The sequence below is a fragment of the Mycobacterium sp. pV006 genome (assembly GCF_041287115.1).
In the GTDB taxonomy this organism is placed as follows: Bacteria; Actinomycetota; Actinomycetes; order Mycobacteriales; family Mycobacteriaceae; genus Mycobacterium.
In genome coordinates, this window is record NZ_JBGGKT010000015.1 from 22,011 (window position 1) to 41,085 (window position 19,075).

General features: G+C 67.8%; 22 protein-coding genes. 15 read left to right on the plus strand and 7 right to left on the minus strand.

Going from position 1 to position 19,075, the window contains the following annotated elements:
- Positions 1-25 precede the first annotated feature (25 nt).
- Complete coding sequence (locus tag ACAG25_RS20170; RefSeq protein WP_370490254.1) at positions 26-598, plus strand: GNAT family N-acetyltransferase; 573 nt, start codon at positions 26-28, stop codon at positions 596-598.
- 32 nt (positions 599-630) lie between these two features.
- Positions 631-990 carry a DUF1801 domain-containing protein gene (locus ACAG25_RS20175; RefSeq protein WP_370490255.1) on the plus strand — a complete coding sequence of 120 codons (360 nt, stop codon included), beginning with the start codon at positions 631-633 and terminating at the stop codon, positions 988-990.
- Between the two features lie 2 nt (positions 991-992).
- Here the strand turns inward: ACAG25_RS20175 and ACAG25_RS20180 are convergent, their stop codons facing one another.
- The 3 genes from ACAG25_RS20180 to ACAG25_RS20190 form a co-directional block, all read right to left on the minus strand.
- Entirely contained in the window at positions 993-1,490 is a 498-nt protein-coding gene (locus ACAG25_RS20180; protein WP_370490256.1) for a nitroreductase/quinone reductase family protein, read from the minus strand.
- A 51-nt stretch (positions 1,491-1,541) separates the two neighbouring features.
- A complete protein-coding gene (locus ACAG25_RS20185; protein WP_370490257.1) occupies positions 1,542-2,159 on the minus strand; it encodes a hypothetical protein in 618 nt (205 codons plus the stop codon).
- A gap of 108 nt (positions 2,160-2,267) precedes the next feature.
- Entirely contained in the window at positions 2,268-2,960 is a 693-nt protein-coding gene (locus tag ACAG25_RS20190; protein ID WP_370490258.1) for a guanylate cyclase, read from the minus strand.
- A 27-nt stretch (positions 2,961-2,987) separates the two neighbouring features.
- Between ACAG25_RS20190 and ACAG25_RS20195 the strand changes: the two genes are divergently transcribed.
- Positions 2,988-3,170, plus strand: a complete 183-nt coding sequence (locus ACAG25_RS20195; protein WP_370490259.1) for a hypothetical protein — start codon at positions 2,988-2,990, stop codon at positions 3,168-3,170.
- Here the strand turns inward: ACAG25_RS20195 and ACAG25_RS20200 are convergent.
- Genes ACAG25_RS20200 through ACAG25_RS20210 form a run of 3 tightly spaced genes read right to left on the minus strand, consistent with a single transcriptional unit; the run spans position 3,149 to position 5,260 of the window.
- The gene (locus ACAG25_RS20200; RefSeq protein ID WP_370490260.1) at positions 3,149-3,937 is read right to left on the minus strand and encodes an adenylate/guanylate cyclase domain-containing protein; all 789 of its coding nucleotides are present in this window, start codon (positions 3,935-3,937) and stop codon (positions 3,149-3,151) included. The genes ACAG25_RS20195 and ACAG25_RS20200 overlap by 22 nt on opposite strands.
- 22 nt (positions 3,938-3,959) lie before the next feature.
- Positions 3,960-4,334, minus strand: coding sequence for a limonene-1,2-epoxide hydrolase family protein (locus ACAG25_RS20205; RefSeq protein WP_370490335.1), 375 nt, complete (start codon positions 4,332-4,334; stop codon positions 3,960-3,962).
- Between the two features lie 50 nt (positions 4,335-4,384).
- The gene (locus ACAG25_RS20210; protein WP_370490261.1) at positions 4,385-5,260 is read right to left on the minus strand and encodes an alpha/beta fold hydrolase; all 876 of its coding nucleotides are present in this window, start codon (positions 5,258-5,260) and stop codon (positions 4,385-4,387) included.
- Between the two features lie 105 nt (positions 5,261-5,365).
- Here ACAG25_RS20210 and ACAG25_RS20215 point away from each other — a divergent pair, with 105 nt between their 5' ends.
- From ACAG25_RS20215 to ACAG25_RS20265, 11 genes are all read left to right on the plus strand, one after another.
- The gene (locus ACAG25_RS20215; protein WP_370490262.1) at positions 5,366-5,998 is read left to right on the plus strand and encodes a TetR/AcrR family transcriptional regulator; all 633 of its coding nucleotides are present in this window, start codon (positions 5,366-5,368) and stop codon (positions 5,996-5,998) included.
- A 217-nt stretch (positions 5,999-6,215) separates the two neighbouring features.
- Entirely contained in the window at positions 6,216-6,983 is a 768-nt protein-coding gene (locus ACAG25_RS20220) for an MlaE family ABC transporter permease (protein WP_370490263.1), read from the plus strand.
- Positions 6,980-7,834: an ABC transporter permease gene (locus ACAG25_RS20225; RefSeq protein ID WP_370490264.1), complete on the plus strand. Its 855-nt coding sequence runs from the start codon at positions 6,980-6,982 to the stop codon at positions 7,832-7,834. Before ACAG25_RS20220 ends, ACAG25_RS20225 begins: the two co-directional genes overlap by 4 nt.
- Positions 7,835-7,838: 4 nt before the next feature.
- Positions 7,839-9,299, plus strand: coding sequence for an MCE family protein (locus ACAG25_RS20230; protein WP_370490265.1), 1,461 nt, complete (start codon positions 7,839-7,841; stop codon positions 9,297-9,299).
- A 41-nt stretch (positions 9,300-9,340) separates the two neighbouring features.
- A complete protein-coding gene (locus tag ACAG25_RS20235; RefSeq protein ID WP_370490266.1) occupies positions 9,341-10,372 on the plus strand; it encodes a virulence factor Mce family protein in 1,032 nt (343 codons plus the stop codon).
- Entirely contained in the window at positions 10,369-11,724 is a 1,356-nt protein-coding gene (locus ACAG25_RS20240; RefSeq protein ID WP_370490267.1) for an MCE family protein, read from the plus strand. The genes ACAG25_RS20235 and ACAG25_RS20240 overlap by 4 nt, the downstream gene beginning before the upstream one ends.
- Positions 11,721-13,046 carry an MCE family protein gene (locus ACAG25_RS20245; RefSeq protein ID WP_370490268.1) on the plus strand — a complete coding sequence of 442 codons (1,326 nt, stop codon included), beginning with the start codon at positions 11,721-11,723 and terminating at the stop codon, positions 13,044-13,046. The genes ACAG25_RS20240 and ACAG25_RS20245 overlap by 4 nt, the downstream gene beginning before the upstream one ends.
- Complete coding sequence (locus tag ACAG25_RS20250) at positions 13,043-14,197, plus strand: MCE family protein (RefSeq protein WP_370490269.1); 1,155 nt, start codon at positions 13,043-13,045, stop codon at positions 14,195-14,197. The genes ACAG25_RS20245 and ACAG25_RS20250 overlap by 4 nt, the downstream gene beginning before the upstream one ends.
- 1 nt (position 14,198) lies before the next feature.
- Entirely contained in the window at positions 14,199-15,659 is a 1,461-nt protein-coding gene (locus ACAG25_RS20255) for an MCE family protein (RefSeq protein WP_370490270.1), read from the plus strand.
- Positions 15,623-16,255 (plus strand): Mce protein, encoded by a 633-nt coding sequence (locus ACAG25_RS20260; RefSeq protein WP_370490271.1) that lies wholly within the window; start codon positions 15,623-15,625, stop codon positions 16,253-16,255. Before ACAG25_RS20255 ends, ACAG25_RS20260 begins: the two co-directional genes overlap by 37 nt.
- Positions 16,252-16,917, plus strand: a complete 666-nt coding sequence (locus tag ACAG25_RS20265; protein ID WP_370490272.1) for a hypothetical protein — start codon at positions 16,252-16,254, stop codon at positions 16,915-16,917. The genes ACAG25_RS20260 and ACAG25_RS20265 overlap by 4 nt, the downstream gene beginning before the upstream one ends.
- Here the strand turns inward: ACAG25_RS20265 and ACAG25_RS20270 are convergent.
- Positions 16,914-17,729, minus strand: a complete 816-nt coding sequence (locus ACAG25_RS20270; RefSeq protein WP_370490273.1) for an SDR family NAD(P)-dependent oxidoreductase — start codon at positions 17,727-17,729, stop codon at positions 16,914-16,916. The genes ACAG25_RS20265 and ACAG25_RS20270 overlap by 4 nt on opposite strands.
- 24 nt (positions 17,730-17,753) lie before the next feature.
- Between ACAG25_RS20270 and ACAG25_RS20275 the strand changes: the two genes are divergently transcribed.
- Positions 17,754-19,013: a wax ester/triacylglycerol synthase domain-containing protein gene (locus tag ACAG25_RS20275; protein WP_370490274.1), complete on the plus strand. Its 1,260-nt coding sequence runs from the start codon at positions 17,754-17,756 to the stop codon at positions 19,011-19,013.
- The last annotated feature ends 62 nt before the right edge of the window (positions 19,014-19,075 follow it).

Genomic DNA, 19,075 nt, shown 5'->3' on the forward strand with positions numbered 1-19,075 from the left:
GGTGTGGGCGATAACGTTGTGCCACATGAGCCCTCACATCCGACGCGCTGACGCGGACGATCTCGAGCGCGCCGCCGACGTGCTCGCCGCGGCTTTCGACACCTACGCGTGGACCCGCTGGACCATTCCCGCCGACGATTACCCGCGCCGGTTACGACAACTGCAGCGGCTCTATCTCGGCTATGCGCACGCCGAGGGCATCGTGCTGGTCGACGATGACCGCACTGCGGTGATCGCGCTCGTGTCGCCGACGGCATCCGACCCGTCCGAAGACATGCTGCAGCGCGTCGCGGAATTGCACGGTGACCGCTGGAACGCCGTCACAGACGTGGCACTTCCGTCTCGGCCCCAGGACGCGTGGAATCTGGCCGGGCTCGGAGTTCTTCCGCACGCCCGGCAAGCCGGGCTCGGGAGAGCCCTGATCGACGCCGGGCTCGTAGCCGTCGGCGGTCCGGCGGTCCCGGTGACGCTCGAGACCTCCGATGAACGCAATGTACGACTCTACCAGCGTGCAGGTTTCGCCGTCACGGCCACCACAGAGATTCCGGGCGGGCCGGTGGTCCACTCGATGCTCAGATCGGGACGCGCGGGGCGCTGACGGCTGCGCCGAGCAGTCGTACATTGGGCCATATGACCGAAGACTGGCGCATCGATCGGATCGATGAGATCCGGTCGCTGATCAACCGAGCAGAACCCGACGTGATCGAAGAGATCAAGTGGCGTAAACCGTCGAATCCCGATGGTGTACCGGCCTTCTCGCTCGACGGACTGATCTGCACACTCGAGATGTACAAGGGCAAGGTCAAGGTGAACTTCGCCAAGGGATCGTCGATCAAGGACCCCGACGGCCTCTTCAACGCGAGCCTGCACGCCCCGGTGGGCCGCTCGATCGATCTGAAAGAAGACGACGAACTCGACCCTGACGCGTTCGTCGCGCTGATCCGGGAAGCGGTGCGAGTCAATCAGGCCAACAAGGCCAAGAAGAGCTAGCGCTATTCACGTGGCGTCAGCGCGAAGATCGGGATATCGCGGCCGGACTGCTCGGTCTTGGCGCGGTAGTCGGCGTAGCCGGGATAGACGCGTTCGGCGAGCCGGAACAGACGTGCATACTCGTCGGGGTCGGTGACCTGTCGCGCGGTGAAGGGTTCGCCGCCGAATTCACACTCGGGATTGGCCTTGAGGTTGTGGTACCACTGCGGGTGCTTGTCCCCGCCGAAGTTCGAGGCGATCAGCACCACGTCGGTGCCGTCGTGGAAGTACGTCAACTGCGTCACCCGGCGCTTCCCGGATTTCGCGCCGACGGTGACCAGCGGCGCGTTGATGATCGGGCCCATGTTGACGCGTCCGCGGGTCAACTTGAACAACAGCGGGTCCGTGCGGCGGGCCACGTGTCGGGCCAGGAACTGGCCCACCTTGGAACGGCCGAAACGAACACCCTGTTGGTACTTGGATCCACGCCTGCGATGCGGATCGACATAGCGCAGCGGCATAGCCGCAAACCTACCCGCGCAGCAAGAACGGGAAACCGGACCGAAGCCCGGTCATCGCGACTGGTAGGACACCATCGGATCACGGCTCTGCAGGGCCTCTCCGGACAACACGACCAACTCCGTCGGGGACACCCGATAGGTGGTGGCGGCGTTGCGCGCCTCGTAACCGGCAGCGATCGGACGTACGTCGTCGAGTTCGAGGTACGCGCCGTCGGTCAGGCGTTCACCCCGGTACTCGTAGTCATCGCCGCGGCTCCGGCAGATCACGATGGCGGCGCGGGCGGTACGTGCCGTCACGACCGCCGTGTCGCCGGAATCGCAGCGGGCCTTCGAGCCGACGAAGCCACGGTTGTCGACGTCTGACTGCTCGGCTGTCGGCGCCGCCGCGGCCGGCGGTGGTAGCGCCGGCGCCGGTGGCGGCAGCGTCGTGGGGATGGCCACGCGGGAGGTGGGCGTCGGCGGTGCGACTTCGGCGGCGGTCTTGGTCTGCGACGTCACCGGGGCCGTCTGGACGGCTGCGATGTCGTCGTTGCGGCTGGTGAGGAACAGGAACAGGATCGCGATGGTGCCGATCGAGGCGACCACGATCGCAAGGGCGGACAGCTTCGAGCCCAACATGCCCGACGGCCCCGTGTCGTGCGCGGGGGCATCGTCGATCGAGGTCGGCATGGCTGTTCTCCCTGGTGGCACCACAACACGTCGGCGTTACGAACAGCAAACCACCTTCGGGCTGCCCGCGCCGCGATCGGGGTCGGCGTTTCGCCGACCACGTCGGGTTCACACTGTCACGGCGATCTCGGCGCCCAGTCGGTACCCCCGGACCAGCGGCAGCTCGTCGCCGCTCCAGAACGAACCGGGGTCGAACCAGTTCCAGTGCTTCTCGGTCTGCAACAGACCCATTTCCTCGTAGGTGATCGCCACCGTCTCGGCGCAGTAGGCAGTCTCCAGACCCGTCGCGGACCGACGGGCCTTGCGGCGCTCGGCCCCCTGGCGAACCTTGTTGTGCACAAACGGAATTCCGCGGGTGAAGTCGCTGACCACCGGCAGCCGACCGCGCAGCCACCGGCCGGTCAACCGGGCGGTCGACGGAAACGGGGTGCCGTCCATCCGTGCGATCACCTTCAGGGCGCGGTCCTCCTGCTCCCGCGTGGCGTACGGCGTCAACTGGCGCAACCAGCACCGCTGCCCGTAGGTGTGGACCCACCGGTGCACAGCTTCGCGCAGGTCGTTGAGCTGCACGCCGCGATGGTGTGTGCCGGTCCAGAGGTCCAGCAGCTTGTCGCCGAGTTCGGCGTGCCAGATCAGCGGTGGCAGATCGTCGAGCGCCACCGTCATCCCGACGTGGTTGACCGGAGCGTTGGTCAACGATTGGATCGCCCGATCTGGTCCCGACTGGCCGCGGAACAACCAGATGTCGCCGGTCCGGGTCTCCTCCAGCGCACGGTCGAGGGTCACCGTGTGTGGCTTCATCCTGGCAGCTTAGGCAGACTGAGCTGCATGCGCGGGATATGGAAGTGGGTCGGGCTCGCCGGGGCGGCCGGCGTAGTCGCCGGCGGCGTCCTGGTGGCACGCGACCAGCGTCGGCGCACCTCCTACACCGCCGACGACATCCGTGCGCGCCTGCACAAGCGGCTGGCCGACGCAGAACAGGCCGATACTCACGGCAGCCCGACCGGATAGAGGGTGTGGGTTCCGGCGAAGCCCTTGAGTTCGGTGTCGCGACCGCCGACGAAAACGATGTCGTCGCACTCGGCGACCGCATCGCGGACCGCCTGGCTCACCAGGATCTCGCCCCCGTCGGCCTGCCCGGCCACCCGGGCCGCCATGGCGACATTACGGCCGAACAGGTCGTCACCGCGCAGTACCGACTTGCCGCTGTGAATCCCTATGCGCACCTTGATGTCCCGTGAGCGTCGCCGAAGACCGTCCTGAATCGCCATGGCACACCGCACCGCCTGCTCGGGGCGGCCGAACGCCACCATGAAGCCGTCGCCCTGACTCTTGACGACATAGCCGTCGTGGCGGTCGACGAGTCGACGAACCTCCTTGTCGTGCTTACCGATCAACCGCACGTAGGCCCGGTCGCCGATGCGCTCGTTGAGGGCCGTGGACTCCTCGATGTCGGAGAACATGATCGCGACCCGCCCGCCGGGAGCCACTTTGGCCAGGTCGGGTCGTTCCACCTCGGCCCAGTCGGCCAACTCCTCGATCGAGGAACGCACCACGGCCCCCAGCCCGTCGCGGCGCAACATGTTGGCCGTCTGCCACACCGTCCTGACGGCCTTCGTGCTGCCGGAGACCAGAAGCTGGCGGGTGTCGAGGCGTCGGCGCAGATCTTCGGCTTCATCCCGCGCTGCGGCGAGACGTTTCGTCTGCACCAGCAGCGCCACCGCAAGGGCCACGCTCACAGGGGCCAGTAGGCACAGCGCGATCAGGGATGCGGTCACGACGTCGGATCCGAACGCAGTTCTACACGAACGCGGACATCACGGCTTCCATGTCGAAGTAGTCGCGCCAGGCCGCGATGCGGCCGTCGACGATCTCGAAGACGCCTGCCACCGGCAGCGAGATCTGCCGACCGTCCTTCAGGCGCAGCACGTCGGTCCGTTCGTTGAACACCAGAGCACCCGAGCTGACCTGGCGGTGAATCACGAAGTCGATGCCGTCGGTCATGGCGGTGAACTCGCCGATGAACGCCTTGATGGCATCGTGGCCGACCGCCGGCTCCATCGGAATATTGTGATACACACCGTCTTCCGTGAAGTAACTGGCCAGCTCCTCTGGATCGGGAGCAGACCATTTGGCGCAGAACTCGGTCACGATGTCCTCGGGTGTGCGTGTCATCGTTCGATCAAACCCACCGACCGGCACAAGAGCAAGTCCCTTCCCGGGAGTTACTCCCGCAGAACGAAATCGACGACGACCTCGGAGAATGCGTCGTTGTCGTCGCCGGCGGCGGTATGGCCCGCACCGGACAGTTCGGCGAACTCGGCCGACGGCACCTTCGACAGGAAGTCGGTGACGGCCTCCTCGCTGACCACATCGGAGAGCTTGCCCCGGATCAGCAGGATCGGGATCCCGAGCTCCACGGCCGCCTGCTCGAGCAGTTCCACGCGGACGAAGGGATCCTCGTTGGGTTTGGTCAGGAATGCCGGATCCCAATGCCAGTACCAACGACCGTCGCGCAACCGCAGATTCTTCTTCAGACCTTCGGGGCTGCGCGGCTTGGTGCGGTGCGGGAGATAGGCGGCGACCGCATCTGCGGCCTCCTCCAGCGTCTCGAACCCGTCGATGTTGCTGAACATGAAGTCGCGGATGCGTGCGCTGCCGTGCTTCTCGTAGCGCGGGACGACGTCGACGAGGACCAGGCGGCAGACGTTGTCGCGGCCGGCCCGGCGCGCGGTCAGGATCCCGGTCAGCCCGCCCATGCTCGCGCCGATCAGCACGGTGGGACGGCCGATCTGGGCGAGGACCTCCAGCGTGTCGGCGCACAGCGCCTCAAGGGTGTAGTCGGCTGTGGGGGACCGGTCACTGTCGCCGTGTCCGCGGCTGTCGAGCGCGACCACGTGCACACCGCGCGTGGCAAGGATCTGTCCGGTCTTCTTCCACGAGTAGCGGTTCTGGCCTCCGCCGTGCAGCATCAGCACCGAAGGTCGCGACGCGTCGAATCCGGCCGTCTGGTCGGGGTTGTTCCACTCGTCGGCGACCAACGTGAGGTCGCCGGAACCGCGGAACTCTCGTGTCGCCGGTTCGGTGCGGTCAGTGCTCACAGGCGTCCTCTCCACTCCAGATAACCGCCGCTCACGTTACTGGGAGTGCCTCCGAGCGGGTGTCTGGGGCTGGGATCGTTGACCGAAGACCTAAAATTGGCGGCTGTGCCAATTAATCTGCGCGAGCGGGAGCGCGCGGCGATCATCGATGCCGCGTACCGCTGCGTCGCCGAAGCCGGCGACGAGCCGGTGCGGATGTCGACCATCCTCGCGAATGCCGGTGTCTCCAGCCGAGCCTTCTACCGGCATTTCTCCTCGAAAGACGACCTGTTGCTCGCCCTGGTCGCCCAGGAATGCGACCTGCTGGCGGCCGACTTGGACCGCATCGCCGATCGGGACACCGACAGCCCCGCCGACCAACTCGCTGCGTGGCTCGCCACCATGTTCGAGGTCAGCCCCGAGCCGAGGCACCGACTGCGTTTCGCGGCGCTGGACTCCGACGAGGTGCGCGCGGCCGCGGGTTACCGGGACGTCAGGGAGAGGTGTTTCGCCGCGCGGGAGCGTTCGCTGGCCCGGATACTGACGCGGGGCCGACTCGAAGGTTCGCTGCCGTCCACTGACCCGGAGATCGACGCGATGGCCATCAGCGCGCTGGTCAGCCGGGTCCTGGTGGGGCAGAGGACGGTCGACGCCGAGGCGTTCACCCGGGCGCGGATCCAGGTGACGGAGTTCGCATCACGCGCCGTGGGCGCCTGGTTGCCGATGAAGTCGGAGGTCGCGAGCAGTCTTCGCAACTGACGCACCGCCGACCTCGAGGACGCGGTTGTCGATGCGTGAGCGACCGTGCGGCACCGCGTGACGCACGGCCACCGGGGACCTGCGTCGTCGGTCCCGATTTCGGTGATATCCGGTTCAGCGGGTCCTGGCATGTGTAACGTCAGCGCCACCTGATCGGGACCAGGCCGGTTGTGGGAGGACTATGACGGTGAGGTGCGCACGAGAAGGGACCGGATAGATGGTCGCTTCGGGCGTCGTCGCCAAGCCTGTTCGTGCTGTCGGCGGGTTCTTCTCGATGGCGCTCGACACCTTCGTGGCCATGTTCAAGCCGCCGTTCGCCTGGAACGAGTTCATCTCCCAATCCTGGTTCGTCGCGCGCGTGTCCATCGTGCCGACGTTGATGCTGACCATCCCGTACACGGTTCTGCTGACGTTCACCTTCAACATCCTGCTGCGCGAATTCGGTGCCGCCGACTTCTCCGGTACCGGCGCCGCGCTCGGTACCGTCCGCCAGATCGGCCCGATCGTGACGGTGTTGGTGGTCGCCGGCGCCGGGGCGACCGCGATGTGCGCGGACCTGGGTGCCCGCACCATCCGTGAGGAACTCGATGCGCTCCGGGTGATGGGTATCAATCCGATTCAGGCCCTTGTGGTTCCGCGTGTCCTGGCCGCCACGTTGGTGTCGCTGGCGCTGTCGGCCACCGTGATCCTGGTCGGCCTGGCCGGGGCGTACTTCTTCTGCGTCTACATCCAGAACGTCTCACCGGGTGCGTTCGCAGCGGGTCTGACGCTGATCATCGGTGCGCCGGACGTGACCATCGCGTTGATCAAGGCCGCACTGTTCGGTCTCTCGGCCGGGTTGATCGCCTGTTACAAAGGGATTTCCGTCGGCGGCGGGCCGGCCGGTGTCGGCAACGCGGTGAACGAAACCGTGGTGTTCACCTTCATGGCGTTGTTCGCCATCAACGTGGTCGCCACTGCGGTTGCGGTGAAGGTGACGATGTGACGATCTCCCGGCCGCACTCCCAGTTCCCCTGGCTCAAGAAGCGATTCCGGTCGCTGGCGGATCCGTGGAACCAGGTCGGTGTGCAGACCAAGTTCTACGGGCGCACCCTGCGGTCGACGGTGATGGCGGTGACGCGATACCGCATCGAGCTGATGCGTCTGATCGCCCAGATGGGGCTCGGTGCCGGTGCGCTGATCATCGTCGGCGGGACGGTGGCCATCGTCGGCTTCCTCACCGTGACGACGGGCGCCCTGGTTGCGGTGCAGGGCTACACCGACTTTGCCGAGATCGGTGTGGAGGCACTGACCGGTTTCGCGTCCGCGTTCTTCAACGTGCGTTTGATCGCCCCCGGCACCACCGCCATCGCGTTGTCGGCGACCATCGGTGCCGGCGCCACCGCGCAGTTGGGGGCCATGCGGATCAACGAGGAAATCGATGCGCTGGAAGTGATGGGCATCCGCAGCGTCGCTTATCTGGCCTCGACCCGCGTGGTGGCGGGCCTGCTCGTGGTCATCCCGCTGTACTGCGTCGGTGTGCTCGCCGCGTTCTGGGCGGCGCGTTTCGGCACCACCGTGCTTTACGGGCAATCCAGCGGTGTCTACGACCATTACTTCCGCACCTTCCTCAACCCCACCGACCTGTTCTGGTCGTTCATCCAATGCGTGGCGCTGGCCGTGGTGATCATGTTGGTGCACACCTACTACGGATTCACCGCCCGTGGCGGGCCCGCCGGCGTGGGTGAAGCCGTCGGTCGTGCGGTCCGCACCTCGCTGATCGTCTCCGCGTTCGTGCTCGTGATGATTTCGCTTGCGGTGTACGGACAAACCGGCAACTTCAACCTGGCGGGCTGAGGCGATGGACGACGAAGGCCTCAAACCAGGTTGGTGGACGCTGATACTGGTCGTGCTGTTCGTGGCGGCGATCTGGCTGACCTACGCCCAGTTCACCGGTTCGTTGCGCTCCACGGTCCCGGTCACGTTGACCTCGGACCGGGCAGGCCTGGTGATGGAGACCAACGCGAAGGTGAAGTTGCGCGGGGTGCAGGTCGGGCGGGTCGCCGAGATCGCGCCGACGGGGCAGCGGGATCCGCAGGTGGCGCTGAAGCTGGAGATCGACCAGGACCAGGTGCAGTACATCCCGGCCAACGTCGAGGCCCAGATCCGCGCCACCACCATCTTCGGGGCCAAGTTCGTCGACCTCGTCTTCCCCGAGAACCCCAGCGGCCACATCGAAGCCAACCAGACACTGCGGTCGCGCAACGTGACCACCGAGGTCAACACGGTCTTCGAGAACCTCGTCGAGGTGCTCGATCACATCGACGCGGCCAAACTCAACAGCACGCTCTCGGCGCTGGCCGACGGTGTGCGCGGTCAGGGGGAACTGATCGGTCGGGCCACCACCGACGCGAACCAGGTTCTGCTGGCACTCAACCCGCGCAACGAGACCATCACGCGCGACCTGCGGGCGCTGACGCAGTTCAACGAAACCTACAGTGCCGCAGCGCAGGACATCCTGACCACCTTGGACGCGGCGAGTACCACCAGCGAGACCGTGGTCCGCCAGTCCAAGGACCTCGACGCGCTGCTGCTGTCGACGATCGGGTTGTCCAACAGCGGTATCAACCTGCTGGCACCCAACCAGCAGAACCTGGTCGACGCGATCAATGTGCTGGCGCCCACGACGAACCTGCTGCACAAGTACTCGCCGTCCTTCACGTGTCTGCTGCTCGGCGCGAAGCAGCTGCTCGACGGGGGCGGCTACGAGGCTCCCGGCGGCAACGGACGCACCATCGTGTTCGACGCCGCGTTGACGTTCGGTGACGACCCGTACAAGTACCCGCAGCATCTGCCGATCGTCGGCGCCAAGGGCGGCCCCGGCGGCAAGCCCGGATGTGGTTCGCTGCCGAAGGTTTCGGAGAACTGGCCGGTACGCCAGCTGATCACGAACACCGGCTTCGGCAACGGTCTGGACTGGCGGCCCAACCCGGGCATCGCGTTCCCGACCTACGGCAACTGGTTGCCGGTCACCCGCGCCGTACCCGAACCGCCGAGCATCCGGAACCTGCAGGGCGGCCCGGCGATCGGACCGGTGCCGTACCCGGGCGCACCCGCCTACGGTGCGCAGCTGTACGCGCCCGACGGGACGCCGCTGTGGCCGGGACTGCCGCCCGCCCCGCCGCCGGGCGCCCCGCGCGACCCCGGTCCGCGGCCGGGCTCCGAGCCGTTCGTGGTGGCCCATCCGGCCCAGATGCAGCCCACCGCAGTGCCGTATCCGCCGGTGATCCCGCCGGTACCCGCAGCACCCGGCCCGCCCTGACCCGCCCGCCCACCGACCCGACCAACGACGAGAGGTAACCGATGACAGGCAACATCCGACGAGACGCGCTGCGTCTCGGCGTGTTCCTGGCGGTGTGCCTGCTCGGCGTGTTCGGGCTGTTCGCGGTGTTCGGGCAGCTGCGATTCGGGGAGAAGGCTCACCAGTACCGCGCGGAGTTCGTCAACGTGACCGGACTGGAGACCAACGACTTCGTCCGGATCGCCGGTGTCGAGGTCGGTCAGGTGAAGAAGGTCGAGATACAGCCCGACACCACGGCATTGGTCGAGTTCACCGCAGACGAGTCGGTGGTGCTGACCGAGGGCAGCCGCGCCGTCATCCGCTACGACGACCTGATCGGCGGGCGTTATCTGGCGCTGGAGGAAGGTGCCGGCGGCGTGAAGAAGCTCAGCGCCGGTGACACCATCCCGCTGGCCCGCACGTCGCCGGCTCTCGACCTCGACGCGCTGCTCGGCGGGTTCCGTCCACTGTTCCGCGCGCTGGACCCCGATCAGATGAATGCCCTGTCAGAACAACTCATCACCGCGCTGCAGGGTCAGGGCGGCACCATCAATTCGTTCCTGGCCCAGACCGCGGCGCTGACCACCACACTGGCCGACCGCGACCAGCTGATCGGCGATGTGATCGTCAACCTCAACACGGTGCTCGGCTCGCTGGGTGACCAGAACGAACAGTTCGACAAGGCCGTGGTGGCGCTGTCCGAACTGGTGGAGGGCCTGGAGAACCGGCGCGAGGACATCAGCACCGGACTGGCCTACACCAACGCCGCCGCGGGGAGCATCGCCGACCTCCTCGACGAAGCCAGGCCTCCGCTGCAGAAGGTCGTGTCCGAGACCGACCGGACGGCCGGGATCGTCGTCGCCGACCACGAGTACTTCGACAACTTGATCAACACGTTGCCCGACGCCTACCAGGCCCTGGCCCGGCAGGGCATCTACGGCGACTTCTTCAGCTTCTACCTGTGTGACATCGTGCTCAAGCTCAACGGCAAAGGCGGGCAACCGGTTTACGTCAAGGTGGCCGGTCAGTCCAGCGGGAGGTGCGCGCCGCGATGAAGCCGTTCAGTGAGCGCAACCAGTTTGTCATCGGAGGCATCGGCCTGGCGGTGACGGCTGGGGTGGTGCTGGGCTCGCTCAACTACGACAAGCTGCCGTTCTTCAGTTCCGGGCGCGAATACACCGCCCATTTCGCCGAAGCCGGTGGGTTGACCACCGACTCGATGGTGCATGTCTCGGGTTTCAAAGTGGGCCAGGTCAAGTCGATCGATCTGGACGGTCCCCGGGTCCTGGTCACGTTCACCGTCGACGAGGACATCCGGCTCGGTGACCGCACCGAGGCCGCCATCAAGACCAAAGGTCTGTTGGGCACCAAGCTGCTCGAGGTCACCGCGCGCGGTGAGGGGCAGCAGGAGGGCACGATCCCGCTCGAACGCACCCGGTCGCCCTACCAACTGCCCGACGCTCTGGGCGACCTCGCCGCCACGATCAGCGGCCTGGACACCGATCAGCTGTCGGAGTCCTTGCGGGTGTTGTCGGCGACGTTCGCCGACACCCCGCCGCAGTTGCGCGTTGCCGTCGAGGGTGTGGCGCGCTTCTCCGACACCCTCAACGAGCGTGACGCCGAGCTGCGCAGCCTGCTCGCCAACGCCAACAAGGCCACCACGGTCCTGGCCGAGCGCAGCGACCAGGTGGTCGGCCTGGTCTCCAACACCAACGCACTGCTGGCCTCGTTGCGGGCCCAAAGTGCTGCGCTGGACGAGATCTCGGGCAACATCTCCGGTCTGAGCCGGCAGTTGCAGGGCTTCATCGGTGAGAACCGGGCGACGATGAAACCCGCCCTGGACAAACTCAACGGTGTCCTGACCATCTTGGACAACCGCAAGGAACGTCTGCAGAGATCGCTGACGCTGCTCAACGGCTACTCGATGTCCCTGGGCGAATCGGTGTCGTCGGGTCCGTTCTTCAAGACCTACGTGGCCAACCTGCTGCCCGGGCAGTTCCTGCAGCCGTTCATCGATGTGGCGTTCTCCGACCTGGGTCTGGACCCCAACGTGCTGGCACCCTCGCAGCGCAGCGACCCGCCGGTCGGTCAGCCCGGCACCCCCGCGATGCCGGTTCCGTACCCGCGGACCGGGCAGGGCGGCGAACCGCGGCTGACGCTGCCCGACGCGATCACCGGTAATCCCGGTGATCAGGGCTGCGGCCCGCCCGGGCTGCCGCTGCCCGGCCCGACCGGCTGCTACCCGTACCGCGAGCCGCCGCCCGCGCCGCCGCCGGGTGGCCCGCCGCCGGGTCCGCCCGCCGCCGCGCCGCCCGGTCTGGAGTCCATCCCCTTGCCGACGCCCAACCCGGTCTTCGTCCCGGCACCCGGTGAGGCGCCGCCGCTGCACTCCGGGGGGGACCGATGAGAAACTCCCGCACCTGGGTCGCCGCCGTGCTGGTGCTGCTGCTGGCGGCCGGCGTCGCCACGCTGGTGCGCACCACCGATCGCGTCAACCGCGTGAACGTGGTGGCCTACTTCGACAACAGCAACGGCATCTATGTCGGAGACGACGTCCGCGTCCTCGGCGTGCCGGTCGGCCGCATCGTGGCCATCGAGCCCGAACCGGAGCGGGTCAAGATCTCGTTCTGGTACGACGACCGCTACGACGTGCCCGCCGATGCGAACGCAGCGATCCTGTCACCGGCGTTGGTGACCTCCCGCGCGATTCAGCTGACCCCCGCCTACACCGGGGGACCGGTCATGGAGGACAACACCGTCATCCCACAGGACCGCACCGTGGTGCCGGTCGAATGGGACCAGGTCCGCAGCCAGCTGCAGCGACTCAGCGAGACCCTGCAACCCACCGAGCCCGGAGATGTCAGCCCGCTCGGGTCTGCGATCAACACCACCGCCGAGAACCTGCGCGGCCAGGGCGCCGACATCCGCCAGACGGTCATCAAGCTGTCCCAAGCGGTTTCGGCGCTCGGCGACCACAGCACCGACGTCTTCTCCACGGTCAAGAACCTCGCCACACTGGTGTCGGCGCTGCAGGACAGTACCACCCTGATGCGTCAGCTCAACCAGAACCTGGCCTCGGTCACCGGTTTGTTGGCCGACGACCCCGGCGAGGTCGCCGATGCCGTCCGCGATCTCGACGCCGTCGTGGGGGAGGTGCAGTCGTTCGTCGCCGAGAACCGCGAGGCGTTGGGCACCACGTCGGACAAGCTGGCCGGTGTCACCACCGCGCTGAACGAGAGCCTCGACGACATCAAGCAGTTCCTCCACGTCGCACCCACGACGTTCCAGAACTACGTCAACATCTGGCAGCCCGCCCAGGGCGCGGTGAGCAGCGTGCCGATGATCAACAACTTCGCCAACCCGATCCAGTTCCTGTGCGGCGCAGTGCAGGCCGCGTCGCGGCTGGGTGCCGAGGAGTCCGCCAAACTCTGCGTCCAGTACCTGGCGCCGATCATCAAGAACCGGCAGTACAACTTCCCGCCGATCGGTCAGAACCTGCTCGTGGGCGCCAGCGCCCGCCCCAATGAGCTGACCTACAGCGAGGATTGGTTGCGGCCGGACTACATCCCGCCGCCCGGCCCGCCGCCGCCAGGGCTGCCCACGCCGCTGGGCGTGGAACCCGAGACCGTGTCGCCGGACACGCCGCCGCTGGCCGCCGAGGTGGCCACGCCGACCAATCCCGACGACGGGCTGCACGGCATGATGGTGCCGCACGGAGCCGGATCATGAGGCCGACCACGCGGGGTGCCCGCGCCGGCGCGGCGATCGTGGCGGTGGCGGTCGCGCTGTCCGGATGCGGATGGCGTGGCCTGAACTCGGTTCCGCTGCCCGGTGTGCAAGGCGTGGGGCCGGACGCGATCACCGTGCAGGCCCAGATGGCCGACGTCGACAACCTCGAGCCGAACTCCCGTGTGCGGGTGGGTGATGCGAACGTCGGCACCGTGACCCGCATCGAACGGCAGGGCTGGAACGCTCTGGTCACGATCTCCCTGCGCGACGATGTCGTGCTGCCCGCCAACGCGACCGCCAGACTGGGCCAGACCAGCCTGCTGGGCAGTCAGCACATCGAGCTGGCGGCGCCGACCGACGCCGAACCGGAGGGCCGCCTCGCTGACGGGGCGGTGATCCCCTTGGCGTCGTCGGGGGCCTACCCGACCACCGAGCAGGCATTGGCGGCGGTCGCGCTGCTGCTCAACGGTGGTGGCCTGGCCAACATCGGTGACATCACCGAAGCGCTGAGCACCGCGTTCACCGGCCGGGAGAACGACCTGCGCAGCCTGATCGAACAGCTCGACATCGCGATCGGCCACCTCGACGACCAGAAGGGCGACATCATCGCCACGTCCGAGAGTCTGAACGATCTCGTCGGACAGATAGCCGAGCAGAAACCCGTGGTGGACAAGGCATTACGCACCATCCCCGATGCGTTGGCGGTGCTGCGCGACCAGCGTGACATGCTCTCCGAGGCGCTGGTGCAGCTCGGCCGATTCAGTGCGCTGGCCGCGGATTCGGTCAATCAGACGCGGGAAGCGCTGGTCGCCGAGCTCAAGGACCTCGGTCCGGTGCTGCAGTCCCTGGCCGATGCGGGGCCGGCGCTGACCCGCGCGCTGAGCTTCCTGCCCACGTTCCCGTTTCCCAAAGAGACGTTGACGAACTGGATGCGCGGCGACTACGCCAACCTCACGCTCGTCGTCGACATGACGTTGAGTCGCATCGACTCCGGCTTCTTCACCGGAACCCGCTGGGAGTGCAACCTGACGTGGCTGGAACTGCAGTGGGGCCGCACCATCGGCCAGTTCCCCAGCCCGTGCAACCACAACGTCCCGCCGCCGGGCGGCAACCCGCTGGTGGCGCCGTACCGCTGGGATCAGGGGCGTTGACATGCGAGTGACGCGGCAGATGGTGATTCAGCTGATCATCTTCTCGGTGTTGGCCGTGACGGCCCTGGGCATCATGGTGTTCAACTACATGCGGGTGCCCGAACTGGTGGGCATCGGGCAGTACAACGTGACGCTGGAACTGCCCGAGACGGGCGGGCTCTACGAACGCAGCAACGTGACCTACCGCGGCACCCAGGTCGGCATCGTCAAGAGCGTCGGCCTCTCCGACCGCGGTGTACGTGCGGAGCTGTCGCTGAACTCCGATGTCGCGATCCCCGCCGACGTCATCGCCGAGGTACGCAGCCAGTCCGCGGTCGGCGAACAGTTCGTGCAGTTGCTCCCGCAGAGCGCCGGCGGACCGGAACTGCGCGACGGGGACGTCATCCCCGAGGACCGCGCGCGCGTCCCGTCCGACGTCAACACCGTGCTGGAGCTGACCAACGAAGGGCTGCAGGCCATTCCGAAGGAGAACCTCCAGACGGTCGTCGACGAGGCGTACCAGGCCGTCGGTGGGCTCGGACCCGAACTGCGCCGGCTGGTCAGCGGTTCGTCGGACCTCGCGATCGATGCGCGGGAGAACCTCGACTCGCTGACCACCCTGATCGACCAGTCCGAGCCGGTGCTCGATTCGCAGATCGACACCTCCGACTCCATTCAGGCGTGGGCGGCCAACCTGGCGTCGGTCACCGATCAGCTGCGCGGCCAGGACGGTGCGGTGTCGGGCATCCTCGCCAAGGGGCCGGGCGCCGCCGAGGAGGGCCGGGCGCTGTTCGACCGGCTGTCGCCGACGTTGCCGATCGTGCTGGCCAACCTGGTCAGCGTCGGCGAGGTGGCCGTCACCTACCAGCCCAGCCTCGAACAGCTGCTGGTGCTGCTGCCGCAAGGCACGGCGGTCACCCAGGCGCTCGGCGTCCACAAGTCGGGAACCATCCAGGACTACAAGGGCGACGCGCTGGTGTTCAACCTCAACCTGAACCTGCCGCCGCCGTGCACCACCGGCTTCCTGCCGGCCCAGCAGCAGCGGTCGCCGGTGTTCGAGGACTACCCCGATCGTCCGGCCGGCGACGTGTACTGCCGCGTGCCGCAGGACGGGCCCTTCAACGTGCGCGGCGCCCGCAACCTTCCGTGTGTCACGGTCCCCGGAAAGCGCGCCCCTACGGTAAAGATGTGCGAGAGCAACGAGAACTACGTGCCGTTGAACGACGGCTACAACTGGAAGGGCGACCCGAACGCGACGCTGTCCGGGCAGGGCGTCCCGCAGCTGCCGCCGGGTGAATCCGCGGCGCAGGCGCCCCCGGCGCCCGCACCGACGACGCCTCCGATGGCAGCCGCCGAGTACGACCCGGAAAGCGGCACGTACGTTGGTCCGGACGGACGGGTGCACACCCAGTCCAACCTGGCCGGTAGTGCCGCAGAGGAGCGAACATGGCAGACGATGCTGCTGCCCCCGACGGGGAGCTGAAGCAGCCGACCGACGATCAGACGACCGTCGACGAGACGCAGTCCGACGAGACGCAGGAGTACGACGAGGCCGCCGCGGCAGCCGAAGACGACGAGGCACCCGCACGCAAGCCGATGTCGCACGTCAAGCTCGCGCTCATCGCCGGGCTCGTCGGGGTGCTCGCGTTGACCGGCGTGACCGGTTGGCTCGGTTACCGCGCCTATGAAGCCCACCAGGCGCAGCAGCAACGCGACTTGTTCGTCCAGGTCGGGCGGCAGGGCGCGCTGAACCTGACCACCATCGATTTCGAGAACGCCGAAGCCGACGTGCAGCGCATCCTCGACTCGGCGACGGGAACGTTCTACGACGACTTCCAACAGCGTGCGCAGCCGTTCGTCGACGTGGTCAAGCAGGCGCAGTCCAAGTCGGAGGGCACGATCGCCGAGGCGGGACTGGAGTCCTACACCGACGGTCAGGCCACCGTGCTCGTCGCGGTCACCGTGCGCACGTCCAACGCCGGCGCCCCCGAACAGCAACCCCGAGCCTGGAGGATGCGGATCACCGTGCAAGAGGTCAGCGGCGAGGCCAAGGTGTCGAAGGTGGACTTCGTGCCATGAGTGACGACGTTAAGAAGGACGACTCGAAGAACGACGGGACCGCCGCTGACGTGGAGACCACCGAAGCGGTCGAGGAGACCGAGGCCGCCGACCAGAGCGACGAGACCGAGGCGACCGACCAGGAGCCGGCAGCGGTCTCCCCGAAGCGGACCGTCCAATGGAAACGTGTCGTGGCGTTCGGGCTGTTGCCCGCGCTCGCGCTGATTCTCGCGCTGGGCGCCGGCTATCTGAAGTACCTCGGCGACACCTTCGAGGACGGGACCGTCGCCGTGGATCCGAGCCCGCCGCTGTCACCGGCGGAGGCGTCGATCCAGGCGGCCAAGGACAGCACCATCGCGCTGTTGTCGTACACGCCCGACAAGGTCGAGGAGCAACTCGGCGCGGCCCGTGACCTGCTCACCGGCGAGTTCCGCGACTCCTATACCGACCTGACCAACGACGTGGTGATCCCCGGCGCCAAGGAGAAGCAGATCTCCGCCGTCGCGTCGGTGCCGGCCGCGGCGTCGGTGTCGGTCAGCTCCGACGAAGCGGTCGTCTTGTTGTTCGTCAACCAGACGGTCAACGTCGGTCAGGACCCGCCCACCGACACCGCCTCGAGCGTGCGCGTGACGCTCGAGAAGGTCGACGGCCGCTGGCTGATCTCGCAGTTCGACCCGGTCTAGCCTGCGTCCGGACGTCCCGGGTGGCTGCGAGCCAGAAGTGGCAGTAACACGCGGCGCGGCGCCACCCGGTACAGCAGGGCTGCGACGCGGTTGGCGTAGCCCGGCACGATGACCGCGCGGCCGCGCGCCAGTCCGTCGACGGCCGCTGCGGCCACCTTCTCGGGTGCCACCCAGAGAAACCGGGGCAGCATCTTCTCGGCTTTGGCGTCGGGGATCCCGGCGCGTTCCCCGAATCCGGTCCGGACGGGTCCCGGGCACAACACCGAGGCCGTCACGCCGGTGCCGCGCAGTTCCTCCCGCATCGCCTCGGTGTAGGACAGCACGAACGCTTTGGCCGCGCCGTAGGACGCCTGGAACGGCACCGGGCCGAACGCCCCCACGGAGGCGACGTTGAGCACGGCGCCGCACCGGCGGGCCACCATCGCGGGGACGAAGCGTCCACAGAGGTCGACGACGGCGGCGACGTCGAGTTCGATCAGCGCCAGCTCGTCGGGCACCGCAACGTCGGCCACCCGGCCGACGTTCGCCGCGCCGGCGTTGTTGACCAGGATCCCGACCTCCAGACCGAGCTCTGACACCCGCTGCGGGAGCGCCGCGCGTGCGGCCGGGTCGGTCAGATCGGCGGGCAGCACATGCGCCGTCGACCCGAGCGTCTCGGCCAGCGCCTGCAGACGATCGGTGTCCCGGGCGACGAGGATCACCGGGTGGCCTCGCCGCGACAACTCGCGCGCGATGTGCGTGCCGATGCCCGACGACGCGCCGGTGACCAGCGCCGCGGCCGACCGGTCCCCGGTACCCGGCAGCAGCGACACGCGCCAGAGCTTAGCCTGGCCGCCATGACCGTGCGCCGACTTGCTGCGGTGGACGCGCAGTTCCACTGGATCTCACGGGCGATCCCGAGCGACCAGTTCCTCCTCTACGCGTTCGACGGGTGCGCCGCCGATCAGCATCAGGCACTCGAGGAGATTCGTCTGCGTGCGCGCCGGTGCACCGACCTGGGTCTGCGGATCGACGACGCCACCTTCTGGCGCCATCCGGCATGGGTGCCACGGCCGGTCACGAGCGAGCAGATCCGCGTGCACGACCTCGCCGAACCCGCGTGGCAACACTGCTTGGACGCTGTGTCGGCGCTGACCGACGATCCGCTCGACGCCCGCGAGGCCACCTGGCGGCTGCACGTGTTCCCGCGCATCGAGCAGATCCCCGGCGCGGGCGTCGGAGCGGTGGTCGTGCTGCAGATCTCGCACGCGCTCGCCGACGGTGTGCGGGCCTCGGCGCTCGCGGCGTACCTGTTGGGACGCGACACCGACGTGCCCGCGGTGAGCGGGCCGTCCTCGTCGGTGGCGACGCTGCCGTGGCGCGCGTGGCGTTCCGCCCGCCTGCACCGCCGGCTGGTTCATGACACTGCGGCGGGACTTGTTCCCCCGCAGGCGAAGTCGCGGCCCGCGCTGCGCACCAACGCGACCCCCGAGGGCGCGCGGCACCTGCACACCCTGCTGTGTTCGCGCGCGCAGTTCACCGGCGTGACGGTGACCGTCGCGGTGCTGGCGGCGATCGCCGAGGCGTTGTCGGGCCATCTGCGCGACATCGGCGAGGACCCGACGCAGTTGGGGGCGGAGATCCCGATGGCCAAAGGTGGGCCGCGTCGCGCGTTCAACCACTTCGGCAACGTCGGGGTGGACCTGTTCCCCGATCTGGACCCTCCCGCACGGGTCCGCGCCATCGCCGCCGAGATGTACGCACGTCGGCGTCGAGGCACCCACCCGGCGATGCGCGCCGAGTCGGCAGCCTTCGCGGCGGTACCGGCCCCGGTGTTGCGTTGGGGCATGGGTCATTTCGATCCGAATGTTCGCTCACCGACGGTCACCGGGAACACCGTGGTGTCCAGTGTCAACCGTGGACCGAAGGACGTGACCTACGGCGGTGCGACGGTGGTCTTGACGGCCGGCTTCCCGAGCCTGTCGCCGATGATGGGGGTCACCCACGGCGTGCACGGCATCGGGGACACCGTCGCGGTCAGCGTGCACGCCGCCGACTCGGCGATCGGTGACCTCGACGCCTACCTCGACCGACTCCGGCACGCGCTGTCGCCGTGATCCGCCGAAATTGCATTCCACGCGCGTCAAGACGCCTCACATCGCGCGCTGGACGCAATCTC